The sequence below is a fragment of the Streptomyces sp. SID1328 genome (genome assembly GCF_009865595.1).
Lineage (GTDB): Bacteria > Actinomycetota > Actinomycetes > Streptomycetales > Streptomycetaceae > Streptomyces > Streptomyces griseoluteus.
Window position 1 is genome coordinate 1 of record NZ_WWKH01000357.1, and the last position, 11,071, is coordinate 11,071.

Consider the following 11,071-nt stretch of genomic DNA (forward strand, 5'->3'; position numbering starts at 1 on the left):
CGGGTCGGCCGGGGGCCGGGTACCAGGCGTCGCCCCCTTCGACGCGAAGGGGCCGGCGGATGCGGCGGGCTCGTCCGAGGACCGGCCACCCGGGGCCGAGCCCGCAGAGGCTGAGGGAGCGGCGGATGCCGAGGGTCCCTCAGGGGGCCGGGCACCGGCTGCCGGCCCTGCGGGCGCGGAGGGGCCGGTGGACGCCGACGGCTCGGTCGAGGGCCGGGTGGTGGGCGACGGATCGGCGGACGACGGGGAGCCGGCCGGGGCGGGCGGCGTGCGGCGGTCTGCCGGTGGCCAGGTGGAAGCCGGGGTGTCGGGGGCCTCCGTGGGGGCCGCCGGCCACGCGGAGGCCGGTGGCCCGGCGGGGCCCGTCGGGCCGGCCGGGGGCCACACCGGAGCCGGGGCGTGGTCCGGGCGGGACGGTGGTGGTGGGGTCGGGGCCGAGTCGGTGCCGGAGCCCGTCTCCCAGCGTTGGGTGTCCTCGTTCCAGTGCTGCTCTCCCCCGCTCATCGCGGCCCCCCTTTGTGGTGTTGCGGTCAGAGTCCGAGCAGGCCGGCGACTGTGCCGGCCGAGGCGAGGACGGCCAGGAGGGACTGGGAGTCGGCGAGGAGTTCGCGCAGGCGTTCCCGGCGGGTGGGGCTCGCCTGGCCGGTGCGGCTGAGTTCGGCCTCGGTGTCGGCGAGCGCCTCACCCAGCGCGGCGGTCTGCTCGGTGGCCCGTACCCGCGCGAGGTCGGCGCGCAACTCCCGTACCGCTGCCAGGAGTTCCTGGTCGGCGGGGGCGCCCGTACCGTGCTGGTGGCTCTCGGCGTGGGCGTGGCTGCCGATGGCGAAGGTGCTCCCCGAGACGTCCCCGATGCGCACGTTCGGCTCCTGACCGGTCATGTCCCGGCTCCCTTCTGCGGCGCGGGCGCGCCCGTGGCTTTGGCGTGGCTGCCGACGGCGAAGGTGCTTCCCTCGACGCGGCCGATGTGGACGTCCCCGTTGCGGATGTTGACGACCTTCCGGACGAACTCCCCGGTCTGGTAGCCGGATTCGGCGAGCGCGGACCGGACCCCGTCGGCCACCCGGTCCTGCACCCCGCGCAGGTACCGGACCACGTCCATCTCCTGGAACAGCGAGCCGACGGGCGTGGACCCCAGCTCGCGCACCGAGAGCGCGGGACCGTCGGGCAGCGCGCCCGCGTACCCGCCGGTCAGCAGCCGCCAGCCGTGCACCAGCCCCCGGCCGAGCTGGGCGAGCGCCCGCGCGGCGGAGCGCGGTACCAGGACGAGGGCGGTGAAGGCCTTGCCTAGGGAGCTGTTGTGCCGGAACCGGTGGGCCACCCGGTCGGCGTCCTTGAAGTCCTCACGCACCGGCGTCAGCACATGCGGGGCGACCTCCAGCATCAGCATGCCGCCCTGGGTGTGGACACGGACGTACACGGTGACGACCAGCTCCTCCTCCCAGCCGCCGACCCGCACCCGCAGGAAGTGCCGCCGCTTCTCGGCCCCCTCCTCCACCGCCCGCGCCCGGTGCTGCTCGAACGCCTCGGCGGTGTACGGCGCCTGCTCCCGCTTCTTCAGCCCCTCCACCGGCAGGAACACGCACTCGTCGATCTCCAGCCAGCGCAGCCGGTCGCGGACACCGGGCCCCGCGTACTCGGCCGGGACACGGAGCTGCTCCAGGCGGGGGCGGATCTTCTCCAGGATCGCCCGGTTGCTGAGCGGCTGCCGCTCCTTGGCCATCTCGTCCGGCTTGAGTTCCACGGCCAGCACCCAGGTGTCGTACGCGTCTCCGGCCCCGCAGAAGGGCCGGGCCTCGTGGTACATGACCAGCGGGGCGTGCTGCTCCAGCCGGATGCGCTGCCTGAGCCGCTGGAAGCGCGGGCCCGGCGCCTGCTCGGCGGGGTCGGCGGCGGCGTCCGGGAAGCGCTGCGGGGACAGCTCACCCGCCAGCGCCCGGCTGAACTGGGTCCGCTGCGCGTGCACGCACAGCGCGATGAGCGCGAGCACGACGAGCGTGAACCACGCCTGCCAGGTCTCCACGGCCGGGGTGAGCGAGTCGGAGAGGTCCTCGGAACCGCCGTACCCGTACCCGTACGGATCGTAGGACGGCTCGGGGGACGGGCCCCCGCCGAACGCGGTGACGACGGTCAGGACGAAGAGCGCGGCGAACCACGCCCGCCCCCACCACCGCGCCAGGAAGGCGAGGACCAGCCGGTACTGCGGGGGCATCACTGTCCACCCGCGCAGCCAGGGGGCGAGCGCGAGCCAGATGCTGGGCCACAGGTACAGCGCGAGCAGCCCACCGCTGAGCAGCATGCCCATCAGCCACAGCCCGGTGATCGCGCCCGCCCAGACCAGCTCCTGCCGCCGGGCCCGCAGCGCGTGCGCCAGCACCCGCGCCGCGTCGAAGCCGAGCGAAGGGGCCACGATCCGCTGCTCGTTGAGGTGGAGTTCCTCGATGACGCGGTCGCGGTAGCCGGAGTCCAGATAGGTGCCCGCGCACAGCAGCCGGGTGGCCTCGCTGGTGTGGGGCGGGACGGGCGGCGGATGGACCGGCGCCCGCTCGGCCGACGTCCGCTCCGCCTGCGGCGGCACGTGAGCACTGCTCATGCCATCCCCCGATGCATGGAAGTCCCTCGCCCACGAGAAGTGGACGAGCGCCGAGCATAGAGGGGTGACGGCTGGTCAGGAAAGCGGAATCCGGCGACCCGAACCGGACCACCCCGCCGCCACCCCGGTCCCGGAGCGCGTAGCATCGCCCTCCCCCCACCGATGATCAACTCCGGTCCGATAGACCCGAGTTGTCCATTTCTAGGAGCCGTGCATGCCCGCGCTGCTGAACCCTGTCCTCGATCTGCTGATGCTCCGGGGCACCGTGACCGCCGTGGAACGGTTCACCGCACGGATGCGGCGCCTGCGGATCGAGGGCGACGCACTGGCCGGGCTCGACGTGCTCCCCGGCCAGCAGGTCCGGGTGCTCGTGGGCTCCGCGCTCACCCGGCGCACGTACTCCGTGTGGCGCTACGAGCAGTCCGGCGCACTGGAGTTGTGTGTGCTGGACCACGAGGGCGACGGCCCCGGTGCCCGCTGGGCGCGCGAGGCGGCGGCGGGCGACGAGGTGCGCCTCGGCAAGCCGGAGGGCTCCTTCACCCTGCGTCCGGACGCCGCGCACCACGTCTTCGTCGGGGACGAGACGGCGTCCGTCGCCTTCGGCGCGATGCTCGCCGCGCTGCCCGACGGCGCGCGGGTCTCGGGCTGCGTGGAGACCGCTACGGCGGACGACCGGCTCCCGCTGGCCCAGGCCGGCCGGCTCGACTGGGTACTGCGCGGCACCGTCCCGCTCCCCGAGGCGGTGGGCCGCCTGGCTCCGGCGCCGGGCGGGGTGGCCTACGTCGCCGGGGAGGCGCGGACCGTGCAGGCGGTACGGCATGTGCTGCGGGACGCAGGCTGGGACCGGCGCTCGGTGCTGACCAAGCCGTTGTGGACGCCGGGCAAGCGCGGCCTGGAATAGTCGGGACACGGGAACGGGCCCCGTCCGGAAGACCGGAAGGGGCCCGTCACTCGTCGCGTACGGGGCTCAGATGAGGCCGAGACCGCGGACCGCGTCGCGCTCCTCCGCCAGCTCCCGCACCGAGGCGTCGATGCGGGCGCGGGAGAACTCGTTGATGTCCAGGCCCTGGACGATCTCGTACTTGCCGTCCTTGGTGGTGACGGGGAAGGACGAGATCAGGCCCTCCGGGACGCCGTAGGAGCCGTCGGACGGGATGCCCATGGAGGTCCAGTCGCCCTCGGCGGTGCCGTTGACCCAGGTGTACACGTGGTCGATGGCGGCGTTGGCGGCGGAGGCGGCCGACGAGGCACCGCGGGCCTCGATGATCGCGGCACCGCGCTTGGCGACGGTCGGGATGAAGTCGTCGGCCAGCCACTTCTCGTCGTTCACGACCTCGGCGGCGTTCTTGCCGGCGACCGTGGCGTGGAAGATGTCCGGGTACTGGGTCGCGGAGTGGTTGCCCCAGATCGTCAGGCGCTTGATCTCGGAGACCGGGGTGCCCGTCTTCTTCGCGAGCTGGGTCAGCGCGCGGTTGTGGTCGAGGCGGGTCATCGCGGTGAAGCGCTCGGCCGGTACGTCCGGGGCGGCGGCCTGCGCGATGAGCGCGTTGGTGTTGGCCGGGTTGCCGACGACGAGGACCTTGATGTCGTCCGCGGCGTTGTCGTTGATGGCCTTGCCCTGCGGCTTGAAGATGCCGCCGTTGGCCTCCAGGAGGTCACCGCGCTCCATGCCCTTGGTGCGCGGGCGGGCGCCGACCAGCAGGGCGACGTTGGCGCCGTCGAAGGCGACGTTCGGGTCGTCGGTGATGGTGATGCCGCTCAGCAGCGGGAACGCGCAGTCGTCCAGCTCCATGGCCGTGCCCTCGGCGGCCTTGAGCGCGGGGGTGATCTCCAGGAGGCGGAGGTTGACCGGCACGTCCGCGCCGAGGAGCTGCCCGGAGGCGATGCGGAAGAGGAGGGCGTAACCGATCTGGCCGGCCGCGCCGGTGACGGTGACGTTCACGGGAGTGCGGGTCATGGCGTTCTCCGTATGGCTGGCGGTGGGGCGTCCCTGCCCCGTGCGGATGATCGATCTCTTGGCGTCAAGAGAGATCAGCGGTCAGGCTATCGCGCATCCGGCATGCCGGACGTCCGGGGCCCTGTGGCCCGCCCCACAGCCCGGCTCCGCGGGGCCCGCACGGCCGCACACGGCAGCGGCCGCCCGTCCGGGAGAGGAGGACGAAGGCGGCCGCCGGTGGGGGTACCGGCTCGCCGGACTCCCGTGGGGGGGTACTTGTCGGGTGCCCCGGTTCGGGCGTCCCATGCGTGCCGCACCGGAGAACTCCGGCTACTTGGTGCACCCGGTCCGCCCCGATGTCAGGGTCACGCACGCCTCGGCGTCGCCCGCGCGGCCGACGGCGACCATCGGGGTGTACGTGTACGTCTCCCCGGCGACGGCGTCGCCCCGCCGGGTCTCGCCGCCCGCCGTGACCCGCACCCGGTCGCCCGGTGCGGCGCCGGTGATCCGGCCCCAGGCGGCGCCGCACGTCCTGCTGTAGCGGACCTCCAGGGTGGCCGCGCCGACGGTGGCGGTCCTGGCGGTGGTCACCAGGTCGCCGCTGCACCCCATGGTCTCGGCGTCCTTGCCGGTGCAGCCGACGCCCACGCACTTGACGCCGGGCGGCAGATCGGCGGCACCGGTGGCGGCCGGCGAGGACGGCTCGGCGGCTTCCCGTGCGCCCTCGCCGTCACCCCGTCCGGTGAGCAGGAAGACGGTGCCGAGGACGACGAGTACGGCCACGGCGCCCGCCAGGAAGAGCAGGACGCGGCGCCTGCCCGGCAGGGGCTCGGCGGAAGGCGGGTTCGCCGGTGGGACGTCGGCCGTCGTCGTCCCGGTGCCCCCGCCGAAGTCGCCCAGCGCCGCGCGGGCCCGCGTGATCCGGATCTGCTCCATCGTGCGGTCGTGCCGCGACTCCGCCCGGCTCCAGGCGCGTTCGGCCAGCTCCCACATGGTGGTGAGGTGCACCGGGCTGCTGCCGGTGACCTCGGCGAGGGCGACGACGGCCCCCTTGGGCGCGAGCAGCCGCCCGTTCAGATACCGCTCCCAGGACGTCCTGCTGTAGCCGGTGCGGTCGGCCAGCGTGGCGACACTCAGGCCCCCCTGCTCCACGAGCCGCCGCAACTGCCTGGTGAACTCCCCGATCTGCGGGTCGAGTTCCTCCGGCAGCGCCTTCCAACGAGCCATGGCCCGCTCCCCCCTCGTTCCTCCCCCGGCGGGCACCGCGACGCCTCCCCGCGTCACGCCACCGCCCCCGCTCCACGGTAGCCCGCGAGAGGGGGGTGATCGGAACGTATCCGGCGAACTGCCCTTGTTGCGGCGCCGATTGCCCGGATGTGGCAGGGCGCGGACACGGTGGCGGAACGGTCACCTCCGTGCCACAGCGCACGGCAGGACATTGCCCGGCACCCACCCGGCCCGCCAGGGTGAAGTCCCGGTGGCTCGCCCCTGATCGGGGGTGGGGGCGAGCCACCGGCCTTGCCTGCGGCGCTAGTTGGACACCGTGAAGTGCAGGGTGTCCTTCAGGAACGGGATCTGCAGCAGGGGTTCGGGCTGGGCCATCAGGGCCAGCAGGACGATGGCGAGGCCCAGCACCCCGTAGGTCACGATGTCCGTGAAGCGGGAGCGGACGGCCAGCATGCCGACGCCGGGCAGCGTCCAGCGCATCGCGGCGCCCCCCAGCAGGGCCGCGCCGATCAGCAGGAGCCCGGCGCGGGTCACGTCGAAGGCGACCAGCAGCAGGCCGAGCGCGACGGCCGAGAGCACGACCAGCACCGGCCACTGCCGGGCCGGCGCCGGGGCGTCGCCGCTCGCGGCCCGGCCGCCGCCCTCGGGACGCGCGGTGTCCTTGGTGAACAGCGGGAAGCGGCGGGTGATGCGCCTGGTGCGCCCCTGCGCGTCGGGAGCGCTGATCGCGTCCCGCACCTGCGGCTCCCCGGACTCGTCAGCCGGCACGCCGCTCCGCCGCCTCCACCACGTTGACCAGGAGCTGGGCCCGGGTCATCGGGCCGACCCCGCCGGGATTCGGGGAGATCCACCCGGCGACCTCGGCGACGTCGGGGTGGACATCGCCGACGATCTTGCCCTCGGCGTTGCGGGAGACGCCGACGTCCAGCACGGCCGCGCCCGGCTTGATGTCCTCGGCGCGGATCAGGTGCGGGGCACCGGCGGCCGAGACGACGATGTCGGCCCGCTTCAGGTGGTGGGCGAGGTCACGGGTGCCGGTGTGGCACTGGGTGACGGTGGCGTTCTCGCTGCGCCGGGTGAGCAGCAGCGGCATCGAGCGCCCGATGGTCACACCGCGGCCGACGACCACGACCTCGGCGCCCTTGGTCTCCACGCCGTACTGACGCAGCAGGGTGAGCACGCCGTTGGGGGTGCAGGGCAGCGGGGCGGGCTCGTTGAGGACCAGGCGGCCGAGGTTCATGGGGTGGAGGCCGTCGGCGTCCTTCTCCGGGTCCATCAGCTCCAGGATGCGGTTCTCGTCGATGCCCTTGGGCAGCGGGAGCTGGACGATGTAGCCGGTGCAGTCGGGGTCCTCGTTCAGCTCGCGGACGACCGCCTCGATCTCCTCCTGCGTGGCCGTGGCGGGGAGTTCGCGCTGGATGGAGGCGATGCCGACCTGGGCGCAGTCGCGGTGCTTGCCCGCGACGTACTTCTGGCTGCCGGGGTCCTCACCGACCAGGACGGTACCGAGGCCGGGCGTGATTCCCTTCTCCTTCAGCGCCGCCACGCGGGCGGTCAGATCGGACTTGATCGCGGCTGCGGTGGCCTTGCCATCGAGAATCTGGGCGGTCATGCCCCCATCCTCGCGGATGACGGCCCCCCTGTTCCAATCCGGTCCGCGTGGGCTCCGCCACCGTCGCGTCCCAGATGTCCTCCGTTGATCGTTGATGTTGCACTTGCACAACACCTCGCGAATGCGGCTGGACAACGCGTGACGGCTCCACAACCATGAACGGCGCATACATCGCGGTCCGGTGGGGGGCAAACCGCTCAGATCTTGACGTTCCTCCGTGCTGTCCGCGTCGTTCCCGCAGTACCAACGGAGGAATCCAGCCATGAGTTTCGGCTCGCCCCAGAACCCGTACGGTCAGCCGCAGGACCCCCAGCAGGGATACGGGCAGCCGCAGCAGCCCGGTTACCCGCAGGCGCCGCAGGGCGTGCCCCCGCAGCCCGGTTACGGCTACCCGCAGGCGCCCCCGGTCCCCCAGCAGGCCGGTTACGGCTACCCGCAGCAGCCGGGTTACGGCTACCAGCAGCCGCAGTACGCGAACTGGGGCCAGCGATTCCTCAGCAGGCTGATCGACACCATCCTCTACATGGTGGTCTACCTGCCGCTCGTGCTCATCGGTGCGAAGGCGAACATCCCGGCGCTCTCCCTCGTCGGCTTCCTCTTCATGATCGCTTTCCTGATCTACCAGGTCATCCAGGAGGGCAAGACGGGCCAGACGATCGGCAAGAAGGTCGTCGGCACCCGCACGCTGAAGGAGGAGACCGGCCAGCCGCTCGGCGGCGGCATGGCGTTCGTCCGCCAGCTCGCCCACTTCATCGACGGCCTGCCGTGCTACCTCGGCTACCTGTGGCCGGCGTGGGACTCCAAGCGCCAGACCTTCGCGGACAAGGTCTGCGGCTCGATCGTGATCCGTACCAAGTAAGCGCGCGGTACCGAGGCGGCCGCCCGCTCCCCTTCCGCGAGGGGAGCGGGGGGCCGCTTCGCGTGTGCGCTCAGTGGAAGAAGTGCCGCGTGCCCGTGAAGTACATGGTCACGCCCGCCTCCTTGGCGGCCTCGACGACCTGCTCGTCCCGGATCGAGCCGCCCGGCTGCACGATGGCCCGCACCCCGGCGTCGATCAGGATCTGGGGTCCGTCGGGGAAGGGGAAGAACGCGTCGGAGGCCGCGAAGGCACCCCGCGCCCGCTCCTCGCCCGCCCGCTCGACGGCCAGCTTGCAGGAGTCGACGCGGTTGACCTGGCCCATGCCGACGCCGACCGAGGCGCCGTCCTTGGCCAGCAGGATCGCGTTGGACTTCACCGCGCGGCACGCCCGCCAGGCGAACGCCAGCTCGGCCAGCTCGGCCGGGGAGAGCGCGTCACCGCTGGCCAGCGTCCAGTCGGCAGGGTCGTCACCGTCGGCCTGGAGGCGGTCGGCCTCCTGGACCAGCACCCCGCCGTCGACCGGCTTGAGCTCGACGGTGGCGGCGGGAGCCTGCGGCGCCCTGAGCACCCGGATGTTCTTCTTCCGGGCGAGGGCCTCCAGCGCGCCCTCCTCGTAGTCCGGCGCCACGATGACCTCGGTGAAGATCTCCGCGACCTGCTCGGCCATCTCCTTGCTGACCGGCCGGTTCACCGCGATGACCCCGCCGAACGCCGACAGCGGGTCACAGGCGTGCGCCTTGCGGTGCGCCTCGGCCACGTCCGCGCCGACCGCGATGCCGCACGGGTTGGCGTGCTTGATGATCGCCACGCAGGGCTCGTCGTGGTCGTAGGCGGCCCGGCGGGCGGCGTCGGTGTCGGTGTAGTTGTTGTACGACATCTCCTTGCCGTGCAACTGCTCGGCCTGCGCGAGACCCTGGGCGCCCGGCTCCACGTACAGCGCGGCCGGCTGGTGCGGGTTCTCGCCGTAGCGCAGGGTGTGCGCGCGGTCCCAGGTGCCGCCGAGGAAGTCGGGGAACGGGGAGTCGTCGACCGGGGCGTACTCGGAGGCGAACCAGTCGGCCACCGCCACGTCGTAGGCGGCGGTGTGCCGGAACGCCTCGGCGGCCAGCCGCTTGCGGGCGGCAAGGTCGAAGCCGCCCTCCTGGGCGGCGGCGGCCACGTCGGCGTACCGCTCGGGGCTGGTGACCACGGCGACCGAGGGGTGGTTCTTGGCGGCGGCGCGGACCATGGAGGGGCCGCCGATGTCGATCTGCTCCACGCACTCGTCGGGCGAGGCACCGGAGGCGACGGTCTCCCGGAACGGGTACAGGTTCACCACGACGAGGTCGAACGGCGTGACGCCCAGCTCGGCGAGCTGCTCGCGGTGGCTGTCCAGGCGCAGGTCGGCGAGGATGCCCGCGTGCACCTTGGGGTGCAGGGTCTTGACCCGGCCGTCCAGGCACTCGGGGAAGCCGGTCAGCTCCTCGACCTTCGTGACGGGGACGCCCGCGGCGGCGATACGGGCCGCGGTGGAGCCGGTGGAGACCAGCTCCACCCCGGCCTCGTGCAGCCCGCGCGCGAGGTCTTCCAGACCGGTCTTGTCGTAGACGCTGACGAGCGCCCGGCGAATGGGCCGCTTGGTGCTCTCGGCGGTGGCGGTCACGGGATAACTACCTTTCGTCCCTCTATGCGATGGCCGTTGCGGGCGAGCCGCCCCACGACCTCGACGAGCAGCCTTCGCTCGACGTCCTTGATGCGCTCGTGCAGCGCGCTCTCGTCGTCCTCGTCCCGGATCTCCACCACGCCCTGCGCGATGATCGGCCCGGTGTCGACGCCGTCGTCGACGAAGTGGACGGTGCAGCCGGTGACCTTGGCGCCGTACGCGAGCGCGTCGCGTACACCGTGGGCCCCCGGGAAGCTCGGCAGCAGGGCCGGGTGGGTGTTGACGAACCGGCCGCCGAAGCGGGCCAGGAACTCCTCGCCCACGATCTTCATGAAGCCGGCCGAGATCACCAGGTCGGGCTCGTGGGCGGCGACCGCCTCCGCGAGCGCCGCGTCCCACTCCTCGCGGCTCGGGTGGTCCTTCACCCGGCACACGAAGGTGGGCAGCCCGGCGCGCTCGGCGCGGGCCAGCCCCTCGATGCCGTCGCGGTCGGCCCCCACGGCGACGATCCGCGCGCCGTACGCCTCGGCTCCGACGCGCTCGATCTCGTCCAGCAGGGCCTGGAGGTTGGTGCCGGAACCGGAGACCAGCACGACGAGTCGCCGGGCCGCTGGACCGGCGGGGGTGGCGGCCACGATGGGGCCCTTTCTCGGGACGGCGATGGGTCGCGGCCGGCGTTTGTAGGTTTCTACGAATGCTTCGCGTCCCGCCATACGGGGAAGTCTACGAAGCGGCCGGCCGCCAGCAACGATACCGGCACTCCTGACGGCCCCCACGGGACGGGGGCGTGGCCGGAAGGTAGCGTTCGGGACGAGCCGGCTCGGGAACGCGGCCGTCGTGCGGCGCGTTCACGGGATGACAGCTCATGCCGGACTTCGAATGACCTAGGGGAAGACGCTCCTTTGATGCCCGATCGCAGCCCGCGACTCCTCACGTTCCCGCCGCTTACCGGCCAGGAGGGCGAGCGTGGCGTTGTCCTGCTGCGGGAGCGGCCGACCTCGCCGCCCCAGGCACCCTCCGGCGGCCGCGGCGACGACGACCGGAGCGGTGACCGCAAGGACGACAACCCCTACGCGCCCCCGCCCGAGGACCGTCCCGACCAGCCGTGGCGCCCGCGTCACCCCGAGGGCCAGGAGGGTCACGAGGGTTCCGGGGACTCGCGCTGGGGCAGCCAGTGGAGCGACCGCCAGCCCGGCCGCGCCCCC

At 73.0% G+C, this 11,071-nt stretch carries 10 protein-coding genes and 1 pseudogene; 3 read left to right on the forward strand and 8 right to left on the reverse strand.

What is annotated here, in order from left to right; all coding sequences use genetic code 11:
• Positions 1-530 precede the first annotated feature (530 nt).
• Positions 531-878: a hypothetical protein gene (locus GT030_RS10560; RefSeq protein WP_161200870.1), complete on the reverse strand. Its 348-nt coding sequence runs from the start codon at positions 876-878 to the stop codon at positions 531-533.
• Positions 875-2,590 (reverse strand): hypothetical protein, encoded by a 1,716-nt coding sequence (locus tag GT030_RS10565; RefSeq protein WP_161200871.1) that lies wholly within the window; start codon positions 2,588-2,590, stop codon positions 875-877. Before GT030_RS10565 ends, GT030_RS10560 begins: the two co-directional genes overlap by 4 nt.
• A 214-nt stretch (positions 2,591-2,804) precedes the next feature.
• On the opposite strand from GT030_RS10565, the gene GT030_RS10570 reads away from it, so the two are divergent.
• Positions 2,805-3,491 (forward strand): siderophore-interacting protein, encoded by a 687-nt coding sequence (locus GT030_RS10570; protein WP_161200872.1) that lies wholly within the window; start codon positions 2,805-2,807, stop codon positions 3,489-3,491.
• Positions 3,492-3,557: 66 nt separating this feature from the next.
• Here GT030_RS10570 and GT030_RS10575 read toward each other — a convergent pair whose 3' ends face one another.
• The 4 genes from GT030_RS10575 to GT030_RS10590 all read right to left on the reverse strand — a co-directional run bounded on the left by GT030_RS10575 (position 3,558) and on the right by GT030_RS10590 (position 7,365).
• On the reverse strand, positions 3,558-4,547 hold the full coding sequence (locus GT030_RS10575; protein WP_161200873.1) for a malate dehydrogenase: 990 nt from the start codon (positions 4,545-4,547) through the stop codon (positions 3,558-3,560).
• 309 nt (positions 4,548-4,856) lie between these two features.
• Complete coding sequence (locus GT030_RS10580) at positions 4,857-5,753, reverse strand: XRE family transcriptional regulator (RefSeq protein WP_161200874.1); 897 nt, start codon at positions 5,751-5,753, stop codon at positions 4,857-4,859.
• 303 nt (positions 5,754-6,056) lie between these two features.
• Positions 6,057-6,521: a DUF3017 domain-containing protein gene (locus tag GT030_RS10585; protein ID WP_161200875.1), complete on the reverse strand. Its 465-nt coding sequence runs from the start codon at positions 6,519-6,521 to the stop codon at positions 6,057-6,059.
• Entirely contained in the window at positions 6,511-7,365 is an 855-nt protein-coding gene (locus tag GT030_RS10590) for a bifunctional methylenetetrahydrofolate dehydrogenase/methenyltetrahydrofolate cyclohydrolase (RefSeq protein ID WP_135789462.1), read from the reverse strand. The genes GT030_RS10585 and GT030_RS10590 overlap by 11 nt, the downstream gene beginning before the upstream one ends.
• A 262-nt stretch (positions 7,366-7,627) precedes the next feature.
• Between GT030_RS10590 and GT030_RS10595 the strand changes: the two genes are divergently transcribed.
• The gene (locus GT030_RS10595; protein ID WP_161200876.1) at positions 7,628-8,224 is read left to right on the forward strand and encodes an RDD family protein; all 597 of its coding nucleotides are present in this window, start codon (positions 7,628-7,630) and stop codon (positions 8,222-8,224) included.
• 70 nt (positions 8,225-8,294) lie between these two features.
• Here the strand turns inward: GT030_RS10595 and purH are convergent, their stop codons facing one another.
• The gene (purH, locus tag GT030_RS10600; RefSeq protein ID WP_161200877.1) at positions 8,295-9,866 is read right to left on the reverse strand and encodes a bifunctional phosphoribosylaminoimidazolecarboxamide formyltransferase/IMP cyclohydrolase; all 1,572 of its coding nucleotides are present in this window, start codon (positions 9,864-9,866) and stop codon (positions 8,295-8,297) included.
• The gene (purN, locus tag GT030_RS10605) at positions 9,863-10,501 is read right to left on the reverse strand and encodes a phosphoribosylglycinamide formyltransferase (RefSeq protein ID WP_161200878.1); all 639 of its coding nucleotides are present in this window, start codon (positions 10,499-10,501) and stop codon (positions 9,863-9,865) included. The genes purH and purN overlap by 4 nt, the downstream gene beginning before the upstream one ends.
• Positions 10,502-10,771: 270 nt before the next feature.
• Here purN and GT030_RS10610 point away from each other — a divergent pair.
• Positions 10,772-11,071 (forward strand): annotated as a pseudogene (locus tag GT030_RS10610) (hypothetical protein); the annotation flags it as partial.

Excerpts from the sequence above, each read along its gene's own strand:
- GT030_RS10560 (WP_161200870.1), bottom strand. The coding sequence starts at position 878 with ATGACCGGTCAGGAGCCGAACGTGCGCATCGGGGACGTCTCGGGGAGC.
- GT030_RS10565 (WP_161200871.1), bottom strand. The coding sequence starts at position 2,590 with ATGAGCAGTGCTCACGTGCCGCCGCAGGCGGAGCGGACGTCGGCCGAG.
- GT030_RS10570 (WP_161200872.1), top strand. The coding sequence starts at position 2,805 with ATGCCCGCGCTGCTGAACCCTGTCCTCGATCTGCTGATGCTCCGGGGC.
- GT030_RS10575 (WP_161200873.1), bottom strand. The coding sequence starts at position 4,547 with ATGACCCGCACTCCCGTGAACGTCACCGTCACCGGCGCGGCCGGCCAG.
- GT030_RS10580 (WP_161200874.1), bottom strand. The coding sequence starts at position 5,753 with ATGGCTCGTTGGAAGGCGCTGCCGGAGGAACTCGACCCGCAGATCGGG.
- GT030_RS10590 (WP_135789462.1), bottom strand. The coding sequence starts at position 7,365 with ATGACCGCCCAGATTCTCGATGGCAAGGCCACCGCAGCCGCGATCAAG.
- GT030_RS10595 (WP_161200876.1), top strand. The coding sequence starts at position 7,628 with ATGAGTTTCGGCTCGCCCCAGAACCCGTACGGTCAGCCGCAGGACCCC.